General features: G+C 62.8%; 16 protein-coding genes. 13 read left to right on the top strand and 3 right to left on the bottom strand.

The window, feature by feature from the left end:
• Positions 1–8 precede the first annotated feature (8 nt).
• From H4P35_RS26300 to H4P35_RS26290, 3 genes are all read right to left on the bottom strand, one after another.
• Complete coding sequence (locus H4P35_RS26300; protein WP_226847567.1) at positions 9–884, bottom strand: DMT family transporter; 876 nt, start codon at positions 882–884, stop codon at positions 9–11.
• A 13-nt stretch (positions 885–897) separates the two neighbouring features.
• On the bottom strand, positions 898–2,256 hold the full coding sequence (locus tag H4P35_RS26295; RefSeq protein ID WP_226847566.1) for an MFS transporter: 1,359 nt from the start codon (positions 2,254–2,256) through the stop codon (positions 898–900).
• Between the two features lie 99 nt (positions 2,257–2,355).
• A complete protein-coding gene (locus H4P35_RS26290) occupies positions 2,356–2,925 on the bottom strand; it encodes a carbon monoxide dehydrogenase subunit G (RefSeq protein WP_180097106.1) in 570 nt (189 codons plus the stop codon).
• Between the two features lie 507 nt (positions 2,926–3,432).
• On the opposite strand from H4P35_RS26290, the gene H4P35_RS26285 reads away from it, so the two are divergent.
• From H4P35_RS26285 to H4P35_RS26225, 13 genes are all read left to right on the top strand, one after another.
• Complete coding sequence (locus tag H4P35_RS26285; protein WP_056327174.1) at positions 3,433–4,224, top strand: ABC transporter permease; 792 nt, start codon at positions 3,433–3,435, stop codon at positions 4,222–4,224.
• The gene (locus tag H4P35_RS26280; RefSeq protein ID WP_056327176.1) at positions 4,214–5,602 is read left to right on the top strand and encodes an ABC transporter ATP-binding protein; all 1,389 of its coding nucleotides are present in this window, start codon (positions 4,214–4,216) and stop codon (positions 5,600–5,602) included. Before H4P35_RS26285 ends, H4P35_RS26280 begins: the two co-directional genes overlap by 11 nt.
• Positions 5,603–5,633: 31 nt before the next feature.
• A complete protein-coding gene (locus H4P35_RS26275; RefSeq protein ID WP_226847565.1) occupies positions 5,634–7,520 on the top strand; it encodes a bifunctional 2-polyprenyl-6-hydroxyphenol methylase/3-demethylubiquinol 3-O-methyltransferase UbiG in 1,887 nt (628 codons plus the stop codon).
• Positions 7,521–8,067: 547 nt separating this feature from the next.
• Complete coding sequence (locus H4P35_RS26270; RefSeq protein WP_370638989.1) at positions 8,068–8,919, top strand: glycosyltransferase; 852 nt, start codon at positions 8,068–8,070, stop codon at positions 8,917–8,919.
• A 14-nt stretch (positions 8,920–8,933) separates the two neighbouring features.
• The gene (locus H4P35_RS26265) at positions 8,934–9,992 is read left to right on the top strand and encodes an acyltransferase (RefSeq protein ID WP_226847563.1); all 1,059 of its coding nucleotides are present in this window, start codon (positions 8,934–8,936) and stop codon (positions 9,990–9,992) included.
• Positions 9,979–11,241, top strand: a complete 1,263-nt coding sequence (locus H4P35_RS26260; RefSeq protein ID WP_226847562.1) for a hypothetical protein — start codon at positions 9,979–9,981, stop codon at positions 11,239–11,241. The genes H4P35_RS26265 and H4P35_RS26260 overlap by 14 nt, the downstream gene beginning before the upstream one ends.
• A gap of 66 nt (positions 11,242–11,307) precedes the next feature.
• Positions 11,308–12,369: a glycosyltransferase gene (locus tag H4P35_RS26255; RefSeq protein ID WP_226847561.1), complete on the top strand. Its 1,062-nt coding sequence runs from the start codon at positions 11,308–11,310 to the stop codon at positions 12,367–12,369.
• Complete coding sequence (locus H4P35_RS26250) at positions 12,366–13,607, top strand: glycosyltransferase family 4 protein (protein WP_226847560.1); 1,242 nt, start codon at positions 12,366–12,368, stop codon at positions 13,605–13,607. The genes H4P35_RS26255 and H4P35_RS26250 overlap by 4 nt, the downstream gene beginning before the upstream one ends.
• A gap of 1 nt (position 13,608) precedes the next feature.
• Positions 13,609–14,475, top strand: a complete 867-nt coding sequence (locus H4P35_RS26245) for an SDR family oxidoreductase (protein ID WP_226847559.1) — start codon at positions 13,609–13,611, stop codon at positions 14,473–14,475.
• A 19-nt stretch (positions 14,476–14,494) separates the two neighbouring features.
• On the top strand, positions 14,495–15,505 hold the full coding sequence (locus tag H4P35_RS26240; protein ID WP_056327192.1) for a polysaccharide biosynthesis protein: 1,011 nt from the start codon (positions 14,495–14,497) through the stop codon (positions 15,503–15,505).
• Positions 15,498–16,625: a non-hydrolyzing UDP-N-acetylglucosamine 2-epimerase gene (gene wecB / locus H4P35_RS26235; RefSeq protein WP_056327194.1), complete on the top strand. Its 1,128-nt coding sequence runs from the start codon at positions 15,498–15,500 to the stop codon at positions 16,623–16,625. The genes H4P35_RS26240 and wecB overlap by 8 nt, the downstream gene beginning before the upstream one ends.
• A gap of 22 nt (positions 16,626–16,647) precedes the next feature.
• On the top strand, positions 16,648–17,697 hold the full coding sequence (locus H4P35_RS26230; protein WP_056327195.1) for a glycosyltransferase family 4 protein: 1,050 nt from the start codon (positions 16,648–16,650) through the stop codon (positions 17,695–17,697).
• 218 nt (positions 17,698–17,915) lie between these two features.
• Positions 17,916–18,467 carry an acetyltransferase gene (locus H4P35_RS26225; protein WP_233461890.1) on the top strand — a complete coding sequence of 184 codons (552 nt, stop codon included), beginning with the start codon at positions 17,916–17,918 and terminating at the stop codon, positions 18,465–18,467.
• Positions 18,468–18,554: the final 87 nt, after the last annotated feature.

The following is an 18,554-nucleotide window of genomic DNA, read 5'->3' as shown; positions in this document are numbered from 1 at the left end:
CCGGGCGTTCAGCGGGGACGCTTCATTCCGACCAGTCCCAACGCCAGCGCGGTGCCGACAAGAATGATGCCCGCGCCCGCGAGGATGGGCGCGGTGATGGCTTCGTCCAGGAACCACGCGCCCCAGACCACCCCGAAGATGGGAACCAGGAACGTGACACTGACCGCGCCGGTCGGGCCCACGTTGGCGATCAGCCGGAAGAACACGATGTACGCGGCGCCGGTGCACACGACGGCAAGCAGGACCGTCGCGCCCCAGGCCTCCCAGGACACCGGCTGTTGCGGCCAGGTGGCCACGGCCGCGGGCAGCAGGACCAATGCCGCCGACACCATGCTGCCCGTTGCGCTGGTCAAGGGGTCCACGCCTGTCAGGAACCGCTTCGTCCAGTTTGCGGCAACGCCGTAGAAGACGGGCGCGGCGACGGCGGCGAGCACGGCAAAGCCCGTGCCGCCGGATTGGAAGTCGAGCTTGTCCCAGACCAGCACCACGATGCCGGACAGACCGATCAGCAGTCCCAGCGAGCGCGTCCACGGCAACCGGTCTTTCAGCCACAGCCAGCCGATCACGGCGCCCCACACTGGCGTCACGGCGTTGGCGACGGACAAAAAGCCCGCGCCCAACGACTGGGCGGCGTACGCGTAAAGCAGGAAGGGCAGCGCGGCATTCAAGGTGCCGACCACGAGAATGGCTTTCCAGCGGCGCGCGATCAAGGGCAGCTTGTTGCGCCAGATCGCGGCGGGCAGGAGAAAGAGCGCGGCCAGTCCCACGCGCAGTTCGATGAGCGCCACCGGTCCGAACTCCGGCACGGCGACGCGCATGAAAAGAAAAGAGCCGCCCCAGACGGCGGCTAGAATCAACAGGTCCTGCAGATCGCGGCGTTGCATGTTCAGCTCTGAATCAACCGTGGCTGCGGCTCGTGACCAGGTTTCTCATCTTCACCCGGTGCGCCAGCACTGCGCACGTGAGGGACAGGACAATACACAGGATCAGGCCGGTGCGCACGCCCGAGAGCACCGTGCTGTGGGAAATCAGGATGCCGACCACGGCGGTGCCCAGCGCGCTGCCGATGGCGCGCGTCGTCTGCACCAGCGCCGAGGCGACGCCCACGTCGCGCCGTTCGCTGAGCATCTGCATGAAAAGCGTCAGGTTGGGCAGCAGAAAGCCCAGTGCACAGCCGTTGACGAAGAATGCGCCAAGAATCCACCACGCCGACGTGCCTGGCGAAATCAGCACCACCATCAGCGATCCGGCCGCCAGCAGGACGCCGCCGAACACCATCAGGCGCTGCGGTTCGGTCTGCTTGGGAAACATCCGGCCGTTGATGATGCTGCCCACCGAGATCGCGGCCACCAGCGGCGTCAGCAGCAGTCCCGCCTGACTGGGCGTATAGCCCAGCACCTGTTGCAGCAGCAACGGGCTGTAGAAGATCAGGATGAACATCACCGCGCCGACCATCATCGCCGCCACGTTCAGCAGGCGCGGTTCGCGACCTGAGAGCACGCGCAGCGGGAAGATGGGTGACTTCACGCGGCGCTCGGTGGGAATCAGGATGGCGATGGCGGCGGCGCCGACCAGCGCCAGCGTCAGGCCGAGGATCGGGTGCGCGTGTTCGCCGCTGGCAAAGGCAAGCTCCAGCGCGGCCAGCGGCGCGCCCACGGCCAGCACGAGCAGGATGGCGCCAAGCCAGTCGATCTTGCGGCTGCCGTCATGGATAGGCCGGATGCGCGGGAAATAACGCGCCAGGAGGAAAAACGCGCCCGCGGCCGCGATGGGCGAGATGAAGAACGCGGCGCGCCATCCCAGGGCCTGCGTGGCCGCGCCGCCCAGCACGGGGCCGATGCCGCTGGCCATGGCGAACGCGGCGGACACCAGCGCCATCCATCTGACCCGCTGCTTGGCGTCGGGAAACAGGTCCGCCGGCGCGGCGAAGGCGGTGGCGATCATCATGCCGCCGCCCACCCCCTGCAGGGTGCGGAACACGATCAGCTGCGTCATGGACTGCGCCAGGCCACAGGCAATGGAGCCAAGCGCGATGATGAGCACCGACACCAGCATCAAGGGCTTGCGGCCGAACATGTCGCCCAGCCGGCCGAAGATCAGGATGGAAGCCGCCGTGGCAAGCAGATAGCCCGTGCCGACCCAAGCGTACAGCGCCATGCCGTTCAGGGCCTCGGCCACGCGCGGCAGCGTGGTGCTGATGATGGTGGAATCCAGGGCGGCAAGCACCACGGTGGCCGACACCCCCGCCATCGCCATCAGCAAGTCCCGTCTTGAGCGTGCGGGATCAGTGGCTGGCTGAGCGGGTGGCGGCGGCGGAGTCATGCCGCCTAGGATATCACCGGCACCCTAGGGTTATCACTTGTAAAACGTGTGGTATCCCAGGAAGACGGCGATCACCAATACGACCAGCATCCAGGACCAGCGGGAATTGGACAGCCCTCGCGGTTCGGGTTCGCGCGGCGGTGGCGGGGGCGCCAGACGCGGCTGGGCCGCCATGTGGTCAATGAAGGCAGTGAAGAACTTCTCGACGATTTTCTCGGCGGCCTTCAGGAGCACGCCTTCCCCGCACTCGCCCAGTTTGCCGCCTGCCATGCCGGCAACGGTGTAGGCCACGCGGGTGCCCTCGTCCTTGGTGGTCAGGTTGACCTGCGCCGTGCCGATCGCCAGGCAGGCGGCTCGCCCCTTGCCTTCGAACACCAGCGTGCAGCTGTTCGGGGCGTTGACATCGGAGAGCAGGATCTCGCCGTCGTAGTCGGTGTCGATACCGGCGATCTTGGCGCGCAGCGTGACCGCGTATTCGGTCGGACTGCGCATGGCGACTTCCACACACCCCGGAATGCACTTCTGTAACACTCGCGGGTCGGTCAGCGCATCCCAGGTCTGGTGCTGCGTCGAAGGAATCCATTGGGCATCGGCAATGCGCATGGCTGTCTCCCTGTTCCAACAGTGTTGTGAATCCATTGTGGACCGGTCTGGAGAAAATAGCCACGAGACGGCGGCACTGCCAGGCCTCAGTAATAGTGAGACGTACTATTGTTTGTAGATCTGAATGAGTAATACCGTCGGAAAATCCGCTTCGGCCTGCGTTTTCAGCATGTTATGATGTTCAGTTGCACTAAAACTTAGTATGCGCACCTTGCGCCCTGAGGTTTCGTCCGTTCATTTTGAATAATTTGCAAAACCAATGTTGCGAATAATTTGCTGGTTGTAATTTGGACGCCCGGGCTTTAAAGCGATAGGTCGGCAGCATATTACGGCGCTTTTTTCCTGATGAATCAGCCTCTGAATGGCCGCTCCCGGGTTTTGGCGGCGTCAGTAATGCAATTATTTCCAATAACTTTATGTCCGCCCCGGATTTCGTAAGAAGCGGGACGGTCAAGTGGGATAGGTAGTGTGAATCCTCATCAGGCACAGCGTGTATCTCCGGCTGCGATGTTCGACAGCATCTGGAGCAATCGAAAGCTCGCGGTTCAAATGTGCAAGCGGGAAGTCCTGGGCCGCTATCGCGGCTCGATCTTCGGGCTGGCGTGGTCTTTTTTCACGCCGCTGCTCATGCTGACGGTATACACGTTTTTCTTTACCGTAGTGTTTAAGGCGCGCTGGGGCGTCAGCCAGGACGCCAGCCACGCGAATTTCGCGGTCGTGCTGTTCGTCGGGTTGATCGTTCACGGGCTGTTTTCCGAGTGCATCAGCCGCGCGCCGGGCCTCATCCACAGCAACGTGACCTACGTGAAAAAGGTCGTCTTTCCCCTGGAGATCTTTCCGTGGGTGGCGATGGGCGCCGCGCTCTTTCATGCGGCGATCAGCGTGTGCGTGCTCTTGATTGCTCAATTGGTGCTCAGCGGCTCCATCAGCTGGACGGCGATATTTTTCCCGGTCGTGCTGATGCCCCTGCTGATGGTGACCATGGGATTTGCCTGGTTCCTGTCGGCAACGGGTGTTTATGTGCGCGACATCGGCCAGACGATCGGCCTGTTGATGTCGGTGCTGCTGTTCGTCTCTCCCGTGTTCTATCCGATTTCAAATCTGCCGCCCAAGGTGCAGATGGTTGTGATGCTCAATCCCCTTACCTTGATTATTGAAGAATCCCGCAAAGTGCTGCTTTACGGTGAATTGCCGAATTGGGGCGCGCTTGGTATTTATGCGGCCATCAGCATGGTGATTGCGTGGGCAGGTTTTTGGTGGTTCCAGAAAGCGCGCAAGGGGTTCGCTGATGTCCTCTGATGGCAACGTCATTCGCGTAGATCGGCTGAGCAAGTGTTATCAGATCTACGATCGGCCGCATGACCGGCTGAAGCAGTTTGTCGCGCCCCGTCTGCGCAGCATGCTTGGCCGGCCGCCGGTCAACTATTTCCGCGAGTTCTGGGCATTGCGCGACGTGTCCTTCAATGTGGGCCGCGGCGAGACCGTGGGCATCATTGGCCGCAATGGCTCGGGCAAGTCCACCCTGCTGCAGATGATCTGCGGCACGCTGATGCCGACCTCGGGCACCGTGGAGACGCAAGGCCGCGTTGCCGCTCTGCTGGAACTGGGCGCGGGATTCAACCCCGAGTTCACCGGGCGCGAAAATGTGTTTCTAAATGCGATGGTTTTGGGCTTGAGTCAGCCCGAAATCGAGGCGCGTTTTGATGAGATTGCGGCATTTGCCGATATTGGCCAGTTTATCGAGCAGCCGGTCAAACATTATTCCAGCGGCATGTATGCCCGCCTGGCTTTCGCTGTGGCGATCAACGTGGATCCGGATATTCTCGTCGTTGATGAGGCGCTGGCTGTTGGCGACGAACCCTTCCAGCGCAAATGTTTTGCGCGAATCGACGCGATCAAGAATCGCGGCGCCACGATCCTGTTTGTTTCGCATTCGGGCGCGGCCATTATCAATCTGTGCGACCGCGCGGTGCTGCTCAATGCAGGCGAACGCCTGTTCACCGGTATTCCGAAGCGGGCCGTCTATTTTGGCCAGAAGCTCGGCAACACCACCAGCGATAAAGCCGTCGAGCTGATCGCGGAAATCCGCCGGATCGACGCCGAGGGCGAGAGCGCGGCCAGTCTGGCCGAGCCGGCGGCCGACGAAGCCAAGCCGGCCGCTGCCGCCGATTCGGTCCCGTCGGGCGGCTTGGAGCCGTTCTTCGATGCGAGCTTCGTGCCGGATACGCTGTCCTACGACGAAGTGGGCGCCAAGCTGTCCGCGCCCATGCTTCAGACATTGGGCGGTGCGCAGGTCAATCACATTCTTCGCGGCCATCGCTACAAGCTCAAGTGCAGCGTGCAGTTCACCGAGGATTGCCCGGCGGTCCGGTTCTACGCGCTGATCCGCACCACGTCGGGTATCGATCTGGCGGGCTGCGCCCACCCCATCCTGGACGAACACGGCATCGACTTTACCGCCGGCACCTCGTTGGACCTGGAATTCGAGTTTGAATGCTCGCTGAACCCAGCAACGTATTTTTGCACCTTCGCCGCTCAGGGCGAAGACGGTTCATTGCATCATCGTATTGTCGACGCGATTGTTTTTCGCGTGATGGCGGACGAGCCGCGTCCAGCCACTGGCCTTTTCGACATCGGATTTCAACCCAGGATCTTGCTGGATGCCGTTTCCGAGTAATCGGCGACGCCTGGCAGGATAGAGAACTGAAATGCATAATCTTCCGACGGATTACAAAGAACACAAGGGAATGCTGTTTCCGGAGACGGACGGCAGTATTCCCGAATTCACGTACACCGATGGCGCCGACTTCGAACAGCAGATCGAGCGCATCATCGCCGACGCGAAGGATCGCTCGCTGTTTTCCCGCGAATTGGTGGGCGCCATCTGGGACTGGCGGTCCGCCTGCCACCTGTCGCCCGTGCGCGCCAACATCCTGCGCCCGCTCGAGAAGCTGTGCCGGGGCCGCGTGCTGGAACTGGGATCCGGCTGCGGCATCATCACGCGGTATTTGGGCGAGCTGGGCGGCGATGTCGTGGCCCTGGAGGCCTCGGCTCACCGCGCCTCGATCACGCGCCAGCGCACGGCGGACTTGAACAATGTCACCGTCGTCTGCGACCGCATCGAAGATTTCAACGCCGAAAAGAAATTCGACGTCGTGACGATGATCGGCGTATTGCAGTACGCCCGGCTTTTTTCCCATTGCGGCGACCGCGCCGAGCTGGACCTGCTGGCCAATGCCGCGCGCCAGCTCAATGACGACGGCGTTCTGGTCATCGCCATCCAGAACAAGCTGGGCCTGAAGTATTTCTCGGGCTTTCCCGAGCCGAACGTGGACGTGCCCTACTACGGCGTGGAAGGGCAGTACGGGCCCGAGACCATCATCCGTTTCGGGCTGGATGAGCTCAAGGGCATCCTGGGTTCCGTCGGACTGAGCGCGCAGGAAGTGTATTTCCCGCTGCCGGACTATCACATGCCGGTGTCGCTCCTGACCTCGAAGGGGCTGGATCCGAAGGGCCAGTTTGCCGCCCGTCCGCTGTTGACCGGCACGGTCGGCCGCGACCGCGCCCGGCCCGACTGGATCGTGCCGGCTTTCTCGCTGGAGCAGGCCTGGGCCTCGATCCACGAAAACGGCCTGGCCGAAGACCTGGCGAACTCGTTTCTGATCATTGCCGGCAAGTCGGAGCGGGCCGTGGCCGCGCTGCGCGAAGCGCAGGATCTTGCCTGGCACTACAGCGTCGAGCGCCACCCGGCGTTTGCCACCGCGAAGCGCTTTTACCTGGACGGCGGCGAAGTCCGCACGGCGCGGGACCGCGTGACGCAGGAAGCCGCGCCGGCGTTGCCGGTAAGCCATTCGATCGACGATGGCCCGTATCTGAAGGGCAATCTCTGGTGGCTGGGCCTGGTCAAAGTGCTGAACACGCCGGGCTGGTCGGCGATGGACGTGTGCAACTGGGCGCGGCCCTGGATCGACGCGATCTGCCGCGAGGCGGATCTGGGCCCGGCGGTGTCGCTGTCCCTGGACAAGTCGGTGCCCGGCGCCCTGTTCGACTGGACCCCCTTGAACTGCATGGAAGTCGCGCCCGGCGAGCTGGCCTTCTTCGACAAGGAATGGAAGCTCGAATCGGACCTGACGCTGTCCTACGTGATCCTGCGTGGCCTGTTCGGCAGTCTGGCCAGCGTTTCCAGCTGCGCCCAGCCCGCCGAAGGCACGCCGCTGGAAATCCTGGAACTGTTGCGTGAGTCGTTGCGGATGCAGAGCATCGGCATCACCGATGACCACGTCGAGAAATACATCGCTCAGGAATCCAGCGTGCAGCACTGGATCAACGGCGGCGTTGAAGGCCGCATCGGCGCGCCTTGGGTTACCTACGTCAAGTCCGCCAAGCTGGTGGTGCGCATCGACGGCCGGCACATGCGCGCGCTGCTCGAAGACGCCAAGGCGCATGACGCGAACCAGCTGGCGGTTATCCAGACGCAGGCCGCGGAGATCGCTGCCATGCGCACGACGCTGGAACAGTATCAAAGCAGGGCGCTTGCGGAAGCCGGCTCCCGGTGGCGGCGTGCGTTCCGGGCGTTGTTTGGACGGTCCGCCTGAGCCTTACGCGGTTTTTGGGGCGACGACAGTAGCGCATGGTTGCGTTGTCGCCATTACAAGAGTGAATGAAATCCCATGTAGCGCCAGGCGGAGGGGAAACCATGAACAACGTACATGGTCAGCGTTCGCAACAGGCCTGGTTCGACATAAGAGGATTGGCGGGCACACGATGAGAGTTTTGCAAGTTAACGGATACCAGTCGCCGGGACGCCGCTTCAATGGGCTGTCCCTGAAGCCTCATCTCGAGGCGCTTGGTGTTTCCTCCAAGCATTTCGTGTGGGAGCAGGACCGTCAGGAAGCAGGCGTCGTGAGCCTGCACGGCAAGCTGCTGCGCAAGGTCAACCGGCTGACGCGGGGCGTCGAGAAAGTGCTGTCGCTGCAATCGCAGCTGTATTCCAACGGCATGCACATGCGCCGCATGGAGGCGTTCCGCGAAGCGGACCTGGTTCACTACCACATCATCCATTCGGGTTTTCTGAGTATGCAGTCGCTGCCGGCGATGACCGCCGAGAAGCCCTCGCTGTGGACGCTGCACGATCCGTGGGCGATGACCGGCCATTGCATTCACCCTTTTTCGTGCCAGCGATGGAAGACGGGCTGCGGCCAGTGCCCCGATCTGAAGACCGATTTTGCGATCCAGCGCGACACGACGGCGCTGAACTTCCGGCTCAAGCGGATGGCCTACCGGCGCTCGAACTTCGAGATCCTGGTGGCCTCGAGCTGGATGGAGAACATGGTCCGGCAGTCGCCCCTGATGGACGATGTGCCCGTTCACAAGGTGCCGTTTGGCCTGGACCTGGATTTCTTCAAACCCGGTGACCAGGCAGCGGCCAAGGCCCGCCTGGGCATCGAGCCGCATCGGCTGGTGCTGTGCTTCCGGTCCGTGGTCAACGACTTCAAGGGCCTGCAGTATGTGATCGAGGCGCTGGACCGCTTGCAGACGCAGGTGCCCATCTGCCTCTTGACGCTCAACGACAAGGGCCGGATCGAGAAGTTCAAGGACAGGTTTCAGGTCGTCGAACTAGGCTGGACGAATGACGATAGCGTGATGCAGGACGTCTATAGTGCGACTGACCTGTTCCTCATGCCGTCGCTGGCCGATTCGTTTGGGTTGATGGCGGTCGAGGCGATGGCTTGCGGCAAGCCCACCATCTGCTTCGAAGGGACCGCCTTGCCCGAGGTCGTGTTCACGCCGGAAGCGGGGCTGGCGGTGCCGTCCCGCGATTCGGCCGCGCTGGCGGCGGCGATGGAGCGGCTGATCGGCGATCCGCAGGAGCGGCTGGCACGAGGCGCAAGATCGCGCCAGCTGGCCGAGCAGCACTATGACATACGCTTGCAGGCCGAGCGTATGGTGGACGTTTACGAACGTGTGATCCACGGAAGGCAGTCGGGAAAATGACAACGGCGGATACGTTGACCACCAGGATTGCGGATCCGAAGTCCGACGCGGTGCCTGGCAAACAGAGAGCGGCCTGGGCGGACCTGTGCCGGGTGGTGGCCATCTATGGCGTGATCCTGATTCACTCCTGCGGCGCGGCGTTCTACGCCTTCGGCAAGAGTCCGTTGCCCGACTGGCTGTCGGCCAACGCGTTGGATTCCGCCGTGCGCGTGGCGGTGCCGCTGTTCGTGATGATTTCGGGCGCGATGCTGCTGCGCCCGGGAATGCAGGTGGTCTCGACCGGCAACATCCTGCGCCGGGTGCTGAAGGTGTTCATCCCGCTGGTCTTCTGGAGCGCCGCGTTCCTGTACCGCAACGGTGCGCTGGGCAGTTACGGCGCGGGCCTGCTCGCGATGTTTTCCGAGCCGGTGATGTACCACCTGTGGTTCGTGTACATGATCGTCGGGCTGTATGTCCTGCTGCCTTTCCTGCAGGCGATCTACGAAGTGCTGCGCAGCCGGCCGGCGCTGAGCGTCTATTTCTTCGTGATCTGGTTCGCCGTCACCAGCGTGCCGCAGTATTGGCCGCTGCCGGTCCTGCGGATCATGCAGCTCACCAGCTTTCTTGGGTATGGCGGGTTGTTCATCCTGGGCGGCCTCTTGGCCGGCGTTGACCGCAAGGCCATCCCGCGGTGGGCGTGCATTGCCGTCTATGCCATTTGCTCGGGGATCACGTTCTATCTGACGTGGCGCTTCAGCGAAAAGGCCGGCGTGCCGGTCGAACGTGCCTACGTCTATTTCACGCCTAACGTGGTCATCGCGTCGATCGCGGCGTTTCTGGCGTTCGTGACGGTAGATCTGTCGGCCCGGTCCGCTGCGATTGCGAAATGGCTGAGCGACCGCGCCTTCATCATCTTTTTCGTGCATGTGGTGGTGCTGGAGCATGTTCGCTTCAGCAGCGCGATCCGCATTGCGACGGAGCACCTGCCTGCCGGGCTCGTGATCCTGTTGATTTCCCTCAGCACGTTTTTGATCTGCGGCGTTATCGCGGCCGCGATTCGCCTGATTCCGGGAGCCAGCCGTGTTGCCGGATAACGATTCGACCACCATGGACCATCCGAACGCGCGCAAGGGCAGGATTCTGCTGTTCAGCTACGCCTTCCCGCCCATGCAGGTGCAGATGACGGCAGCGGTCTACAAGCCCATGGCTGCGCTGGCCCGGTCCGGATACGACGTCGACGTCGTGTGCGCGGACTCCTTCTGCGCGGAATTGCCGCTGGATCACAGCCTGCTGCCGTTCGCCGAGAAGACGTTCGGCCGGATCGACCGGCTGCGGCCTGCGAAGAACCTGATGAGCCTGGTGCGATCCTCCATCCGCAAGCTCGATCGCGTGCCGGACCTGATGACCGTGCTGCGCGAATCCGCGTACAGCAAGCTCATGGACATGGATCTCAGCCAGTACGATGCCGTGATGACCTGGTCGCCGTTTCATTCGGTCAACGCCGTGATGACGCGCGTGAAGAAGGCGCGACGCAACGTGAAGTGGCTGGCACAGTTCAGCGACCCCTGGGCGGGCAATCCGCTTGAGGTCAGCCGGCTGACCAAGCTGTGGAACGCCCGGCACGAGCCGCGCGCGGTGGCGGCAGCCGATTTCATCGTGCACAGCTCGCGATATTCCCTGGATCTGATGATGCAGGGGCAGCCCGAATCCGTGCGCCGGCGCACCGATGTGATTCCCCATGCCTTCGATGAAGCCCTCTTCCCGCAGCGGCCGAAGGCAAGGAACGATCGCATCATCATGCGTTATGTGGGCGTGCTGTACGGCCGCCGCTCGCCCGAACCGCTGTTCCAGGCACTGGGACGCCTGTTTCAGCGGCGGCCGGACCTGCGCGGCGTGCTCTGCCTCGAGCTGATCGGCCTGGTGCCGCCCGAGATGCTTGCCACCGAGGCCGCCATGAGCCTGCCGGAGGGCACCGTGCGCGCCGTCGGCAACGTATCGTTCGTCGAATCGCTGGAGCAGATGTACGACGCGGACATTCTGCTGCTAATCGAAGCCAATGTGCGCCAGAACCTGTTCCTGCCCAGCAAGCTGTCCGACTACATCGGTGCGGATACGCCCATCGTGGGTCTGACGCCGCCGGGCGGTTCCGAGGACGCAATGAAGCACCTTGGCTGCTGGCACGCCCGCCCGTCCGAGGTCGAGGATATCGAGAAGGCGGTCGAGGGCGCCGTGGACCACGTGCTGCGCAAGGACGGGACCGATTGGTGCAATCAGGCCTACCGCGATACATTCAGCGGCAATCGGATCGCGCAGCGCTTTGGCAAGATCCTGGAGGGGCTCTGACGCTGGCTTCTTGCCCGCAGGCAACGCCAGTTCCCGCATATCCATGCCTATAAGCTACTAATCAAAATGGCTGTAGAAGTCGTCTTATACGCACCCAACGTGCATACCGGCGGCGGCCTTGTGCTGCTGCAGGCGCTTTTGGGCGCCTGGCCGGCCGGTTCGCCGCTGCGTCTTTTCCTGGATGCCCGCAACGAACCGCGGGTGCAGATTCCCGAGGGCGCTGCCGTGCATTGGGTGGCGCCGACCGCGCTGGCCCGCCTGAAGGGAGAATTCGCGGCGCGCCGGGCCGCGGGACCCGACGACATTCTTTTCTGCTTTCATGGCCTGCCGCCGGTGCTGCCTTCGCGCGCTCGCGTCGTCGTGTTCCTGCAGAACCGCAATTACCTGCGCGGGGTGCGGCTGTCGCAGTTTCCGCTGCCCACGCGGCTGCGCCTGATCTTCGAGCGGACAATCGGGCGGTGTTTCCGTCATCGGGTTTCGGAATACGTGGTTCAGACGCCGACCATGCGCCGCGAGGTGCTGGATTGGCTTGGTGCCGCCGAGCGCGTGCCGCCCGTCAGGATCGCGCCTTTCGTGGCCGACATCACCGTGGGCGATCCCGCAGTGCAGCCAGAGCGGACCCGCCAGTGGGATTTTGTCTATGTGGCCGACGGCGTGGCGCACAAGAATCATCGGCGCCTCCTCGACGCTTGGCGGCTGCTGGCCGAGGACGGTTTGCGTCCGTCGCTCGTTTTGACCCTGGGCCCTCGGGACAAAGTCTTGGCGCAGGAACTTCTGGCCGTGGCAGACCGCCACGGGCTGCGGGTCGAGAACCAGGGCGAGCTGACGCGTGAAGGCGTGGCGGCGCTGTATGCGCAGGCGGGCGCGCTGGTGTTCCCGTCGTTCGGCGAATCGTTTGGCCTGCCGTTGATCGAGGCCGCCAATGCCGGCCTGCCGATCGTGGCGTCCGAGCTCGATTATGTGCGCGACGTGTGCGTGCCCGTCCAGACGTTCGATCCGGGCTCGGCCACGTCGATCGCAAGGGCGGTGCGCCGCCAGCTCGCCGTGCCTAGCCCCGTTGTGGCGCCCGATACGCCTGCCCAGTTCTGGGCCCGGCTCCGCGACTCCTCGGGAGCGAGCGCCTCGTGAGAATCCTGATCGTCAGCCAGTATTTTTGGCCGGAACAGTTCTTCATCAACGACTTCGTGCGCGCGTTGACGGCGCAGGGACATGTGGTCGAGGTGCTGACCGGCAAGCCCAACTATCCGGACGGCAAGATCTTCGACGGCTACACCGAGGCGGGTTGCACGAACGAGCAGTGGGATGACGGCACCGTGATTCATCGGGTGCCGCTGCGCACGCGGCGCGCGGGCGGCGGCAAGAATCTGGTCCTCAATTACCTGTCGTTTGTCGTCAACGGGCTGCGCCATGGTTACCGGGCGGTCGGGCACAAGGATTTCGATGTCGTCCTGGCGGTGGCATTTTCGCCGATCACGTCGGTAATTCCCGCTATTTACCTCAAATGGCGCAAGAAGCTGCCGCTGGCGATCTGGATCCAGGACCTCTGGCCGGAAAGCCTGAGCGCGACCGGCTTCGTGCGAAACCGCACGATTCTTGCCGGCGTGGGCATGATGGTGCGCGCGATATACGGGGCCGCATCGCTGCTGCTCGTGCAGTCCAAGGCATTCCGCGAGCCCGTTGCACGTCTGGCCTCTGACAGCAAGATCGTCTACTACCCCAATTCAAGTCCCGATCCCCGCGCAACGCCACTGAAGCCTTGCACGTTGCCGGCCTCCCTGCTGGCCACGCTGGAGAATAATTTTTGCGTCGTCTTTGCAGGTAACCTTGGGACTGCCCAATCGCTGCATACAATCCTTGCCGCCGCGCGCAAGCTCAAAGGGCGCAACAATTCCAGAATCGTGCTGGTGGGCAGCGGCAGCATGCTGGGGCGAATCCGCGACGAGGTGGAGCGAGAAGGCTTATCCAATGTCGTGCTTGCCGGGCGCTTTCCCAATGATCAGATGCCGCATATCTTTGTCAGGGCGGGGGCATTGCTGGTCACTTTAAATAGGGACGCGATCCTGGCGCAGACGATTCCCAGCAAGGTGCAGGCGTATTTGGCCGCGGGCCGTCCGATCATCGGCGCGCTGGACGGGGCGGGCGCTGAGGTCATTCGTGATGCGGGCGCCGGGCTGGTATGCGCCGCCGAGGATTCGGATGGTCTGGCCGATTGCATAGAACGCCTGCGCGCAATGAATGAGGGCGAGCGCGAGGCGCTTGCCGCCTCCGGCCGCCGGTTCTACCTTGAGCATTATGAGATAACCCGTCAGGTCGACCGATTAGTGAGTATTCTTTCTGAGAAACTCGAATTGAAAGAGAAGGCTTAGCATGAAAATTTTGGTTCTAGGGGTAACGGGCATGCTGGGTAGCGCGGTTTTTTCGCGCTTCAGCGACGATCCGGCATTCGAGACGTACGGGACGCTGCGCGGTGCGGCTGGCCTGCGCCATTTCGATGAGCGCCATCGCAATAATCTGCTGACCGGCGTCGACGTGCTGGATAATGATTCCCTCGTGACGGTAATGGCCCGGGTCAAGCCGGACGTGGTCATCAACTGTGTCGGTTTGATCAAGCAGCTTGCCGATGCCAAGGATCCCTTGGCGGCGCTGCCGGTGAACGCCATGCTGCCGCACCGGCTGTCGCGCCTGTGCGCGCTGGCGTCGGCCCGCCTGATCCACGTCAGCACCGACTGCGTGTTCGATGGTCGCAAAGGGATGTACCTGGAATCGGACCCTTCCGATGCCGAGGACCTTTACGGCAAGTCGAAGTACATTGGCGAGGTGACGTCCGACGTCAACGCCATCACGCTGCGCACGTCGATCATCGGTCACGAATTGGGCAGCAATGTGGCGCTGGTGGACTGGTTCCTGTCGCAACCGGGCCCCGTCAAGGGATTCACGCACGCCGTGTTTTCCGGCCTGCCGACCACCGAGCTTGCGCGGGTGATGAAGGACTTCGTGATTCCCCATCCTGAGCTGCACGGCCTGTATCACTGCGCCGTTGCGCCGATCGACAAGTATTCGCTTCTGAAGCTCGTGGCGCAGGTGTATGGCAAGGACATCGACATCATTGCAGATGATCAATTGAAGATCGACCGGTCACTGGATGCCACGCGCCTCTTGCAGGCGACGGGTTATGTGCCTCCCTCGTGGCCGGAATTGATTCGTGAAATGCACGCGCATCGCCTGGTTCCCTAACGGATTGAATGGTTAATTTATGTTCGACAATAAAGTTCTCATGATTACCGGCGGCACCGGGTCCTTTGGACATACGGTGCTCAAGCGTTTCCTTTCCACTGATGTGCGAGAGATCCGCGTCTTCAGCCGCGACGAAAAAAAACAAGAGGACATGCGCATTGCCTTGGCCGACGACAAGGTCAAGTTCCACATCGGTGACGTGCGCGATTACGACAGCATCGCCCAGGCGATGATCGGCGTGGACTATGTGTTTCACGCGGCGGCACTCAAGCAGGTGCCGTCTTGCGAGTTCTATCCCATGGAAGCGGTCAAGACCAACGTGCTCGGCACGGAAAACGTCCTGAACGCGGCGATTGCAGCGGGCGTGCAGCGTGTGGTCGTGCTGAGCACGGACAAGGCGGTGTACCCGATCAACGCCATGGGCATCTCCAAGGCAATGGCCGAGAAGCTGGTGGTGGCCAAGTCCCGCGTCGCCGTCAATAACGGTCCGGTGATCTGCGCGACGCGCTACGGCAACGTGATGGCCTCGCGCGGCTCGGTGATTCCGCTGTTCATCAGCCAGCTGAAGACGGGCGAACCGCTTACCGTCACCGATCCCAACATGACGCGCTTCCTGATGTCGCTCGAGGATTCGGTGGACCTGGTGCTGCATGCGTTCGAGCACGCCAAGCAAGGCGACATCTTTGTGCAGAAGGCGCCGGCTTCCACCGTCGCCGACCTGGCGGTTGCGCTCAAGGAACTGATCGGCGGTGACAGCCCGCTCAAGGTGATCGGCACGCGGCACGGTGAAAAGCTGTACGAGTCGCTGATTTCGCGCGAGGAAATGGCAAAGGCCGAAGACATGGGCCGCTATTACCGGATTCCCGCCGATAACCGGGACCTGAACTACAAGAAGTATTTCGTCGAAGGCGAAACCGAGATTTCCGAGTTGGACGATTACACGTCGCACAACACGGAGCGACTGGATGTCGAAGGTGTGAAGAAGCTGCTGTTGAATCTGGAATACATCCGGGGGCAGATCGATGCTTAAGGTCATGACGCTGGTCGGCACGCGTCCGGAACTCATCAAGATGAGCCGCGTCATCGCGGAACTGGATGCGCAGGTCGATCATGTACTGGTGCATTCCGGCCAGAATTACGACTACGAACTGAATCAGGTGTTTTTCGACGACCTGCAGATTCGCAAGCCGGATTATTTTCTGGGCGCAGCGGGCGATACCGCGGCCAAGACGATCGGCGACGTCATCATCAAGTCCGACGAGATCTTCGAACAGGAAAAGCCGGACGCGCTGCTGCTGTACGGCGACACCAACACCTGCCTGGCGGTGATCGCCGCCAAGCGCCGCAAGATTCCGGTGTTCCACATGGAGGCGGGCAATCGCTGTTTCGATCAGCGCGTGCCCGAAGAGCTGAACCGCAAGGTGCTCGACCACCTGAGCGACATCAACATGGTGCTGACCGAGCATGCGCGCCGCTACCTGATCGCCGAAGGCATCCGTCCCGAGACGATCATCAAGACCGGCTCGCACATGCAGGAAGTGCTGGCGTACTACATGGACGACATCCAGAAGTCGGACGTGCTGGCGCGCGAGGGCCTGACCGAAGACAAGTTCTTCCTGGTCAGCGTGCACCGCGAAGAAAACGTGGACACGCCGCAGAACCTGCGCGATCTGCTCGACACGCTGCGCCACCTGGCCGACACGTACGAGTACCCGATCATCGTGTCGACGCACCCGCGCACCCGCAAGCGCCTGGAGGCGTTGGGTGACGCGCTGGACCATCCGCTGATCCGCTTCGTCAAGCCGTTTGGCCTGCTTGACTACATCAAGCTGCAGATGGGCGCATTCTGCGTGCTGTCCGATAGCGGCACGATCACGGAAGAAGCGTCGCTGCTGAACCTGCCGGCCATCACCGTGCGCAATGCGCACGAGCGTCCCGAGGGCATGGACGAGGGCACGTTGATCATGAGCGGCCTGAAGGCCGAGCGGGTGGCTGACGCGGTTCGCGTGGTCACCAGCCAGCATCGCCGCGGCGAGCGCGTGATTCCCGTGGTCAAGGACTACGAAGGCGGACCGGTCTCCAAGCAGGTCGTGCGCGTGGTGTTGAGCTACACGGATTATGTGAACCGGACTGTGTGGTCGAAATCCTGAACCGTCACCTGACTGCTGAATCATGCCTACAGTGATTTTCTGGTGCATTCTGGCGGCGGCCTTGGGTCTGGCCTGGGTACTTACCGGCGCGCTGCGCCGGTATGCCCTGGCCAGCCGCAGGCTGCTTGACGTCCCGAACAGCCGCAGTTCGCATGTGGTCACCACCCCGCGCGGCGGCGGCGTGGCCTTTGTGCTGAGCTTTCTGCTCGGCCTGCCGGTGCTCGTCTGGCTGGGCCTGCTGCCTGCGGTGACCGCGGTGGCGTTGGGCGGAGCGGGCACGGCCGTGGCCATCATCGGATTTCTGGACGACCGCGGCCATGTCGCGGTCCGCTGGCGGCTGCTGGTGCATTTCGGCAGCGCGGCCTGGCTGATGGCCTGGTTTGGCGGGCTGCCCGCGGAAGCGCTGGGCCAGGCGTCCGCGTTCTGGGCGGCCGTGGCAAGCGTGCTGGGTGTTTTTGCACTGGTCTGGCTGCTCAACCTGTACAACTTCATGGATGGCATCGACGGCCTGGCTGCCTCGGAGGCGATCTGCGCGGCGGTCGGGGCAAGCGTGATCTACGTTCTGACCGGCCATGAAGGCGCCATTGTGGCGCCCCTGCTGCTGGCTGCGGCCGTGGCGGGATTTCTGTTGTGGAATTTCCCGCCGGCGCGCATTTTCATGGGCGATGCCGGCAGCAGCTTTCTGGGAATCGTCCTGGGTGGCCTGGCGCTGCACGGCGCGTGGCAGCAACCGGCCTTGTTGTGGGCCTGGCTGATCCTGCTGGGCGTCTTTGCCGTGGATGCAACCTGGACGCTGCTGCGACGGCTGGGACGCGGGGAGCGCGTCTATCTGGCGCATCGCATGCACGCGTACCAGCACGCCACGCGACGCTTCGGCGCGCACAAGCCGGTCCTGCTGACGGTGATTGCGTTGAATGTGTTCTGGCTGTTCCCCATCGCGCTTTGCGTGGCGCGCGGCTGGCTCTCGCCGCTGGCAGGCGTGCCTTTGGCGTATGGCCCTTTGCTGGCGCTTGCGATAGGCTGCAAGGCGGGCGTGCCCGAGAACCCCGGTCACCATCCGCAGGCGTCATAAGACGGCACTGAGGCAACCTCAGTTATGTGTTTTTCCCGGTCCGCTTGCGTGGCGGCCGTATTGCTACACTTTCATTTCGAGTCTTGGATTGAGACCACGAAGACCAAACGCCCACAATGACGAGCGGCATGAGTTTCCGGCAGATGCCGCTCGTTTGGGGTGACAAAAAGGGACAACAAGAGACGATGGCGAGATCGCTAGTGATTATCGGGGCGGGCATGCACGGACGCGCGGTGGCCGAGGCCGCCGAGCTCAGCGGCCATTGGCAGGAAATCCTGTTTGTGGACGACCGCTGGCCCGCCTTGCAGGAGACCGCGGGCCGCAAGGTCGTGTCCAATCTGGCGGGCTTGAGCGGCCTGAGCGGCTTGGCGGCCGATCAAGCCCAAGCGATTGCGGCGGTCGGCAATAACGCGTTGCGCGCCGGCTGGGTCAAGGCCATCGAAGCCGCGGGCTTGCCCCTGGCGACGGTGATTCATCCGGCGGCCTGCGTCAGTCCCAGCGCCACCATCGAGGCAGGTACGGCCATCCTGGCGATGGCGATGGTGGGGGCGAGCGCCCATATTGGCACGGGGTCCATCCTGAACGCGCACAGCACCGCGGATCACGATACCCATCTGGAAAACTATGCGCACCTGGGCACCGGCGTGCATCTGGCCGGCGGCGTGAGAGTCGGCGCGGGCGCCTGGCTTCAGGCGGGCTGCTGTGCGGGCTATGGCGTGGTCGTTCCCGCGGACACGGTGTATCCCCCGGGAACCGCGCTGAGCCATTGATTCGTTTTGACCGAATTTGTCGTCAATCCTTTAACTGGACGTCGCTGGACGTAAACCGTGCCATTACCCATCGCTTTTCGTTCGCTC

The sequence above is a fragment of the Achromobacter sp. 77 genome (assembly GCF_020541125.1).
Classification (GTDB): Bacteria; Pseudomonadota; Gammaproteobacteria; order Burkholderiales; family Burkholderiaceae_B; genus Achromobacter; species Achromobacter mucicolens.
The sequence above is the reverse complement of the archived record's forward strand: the minus strand, read 5'-3'. Positions and strand labels throughout refer to the sequence as shown.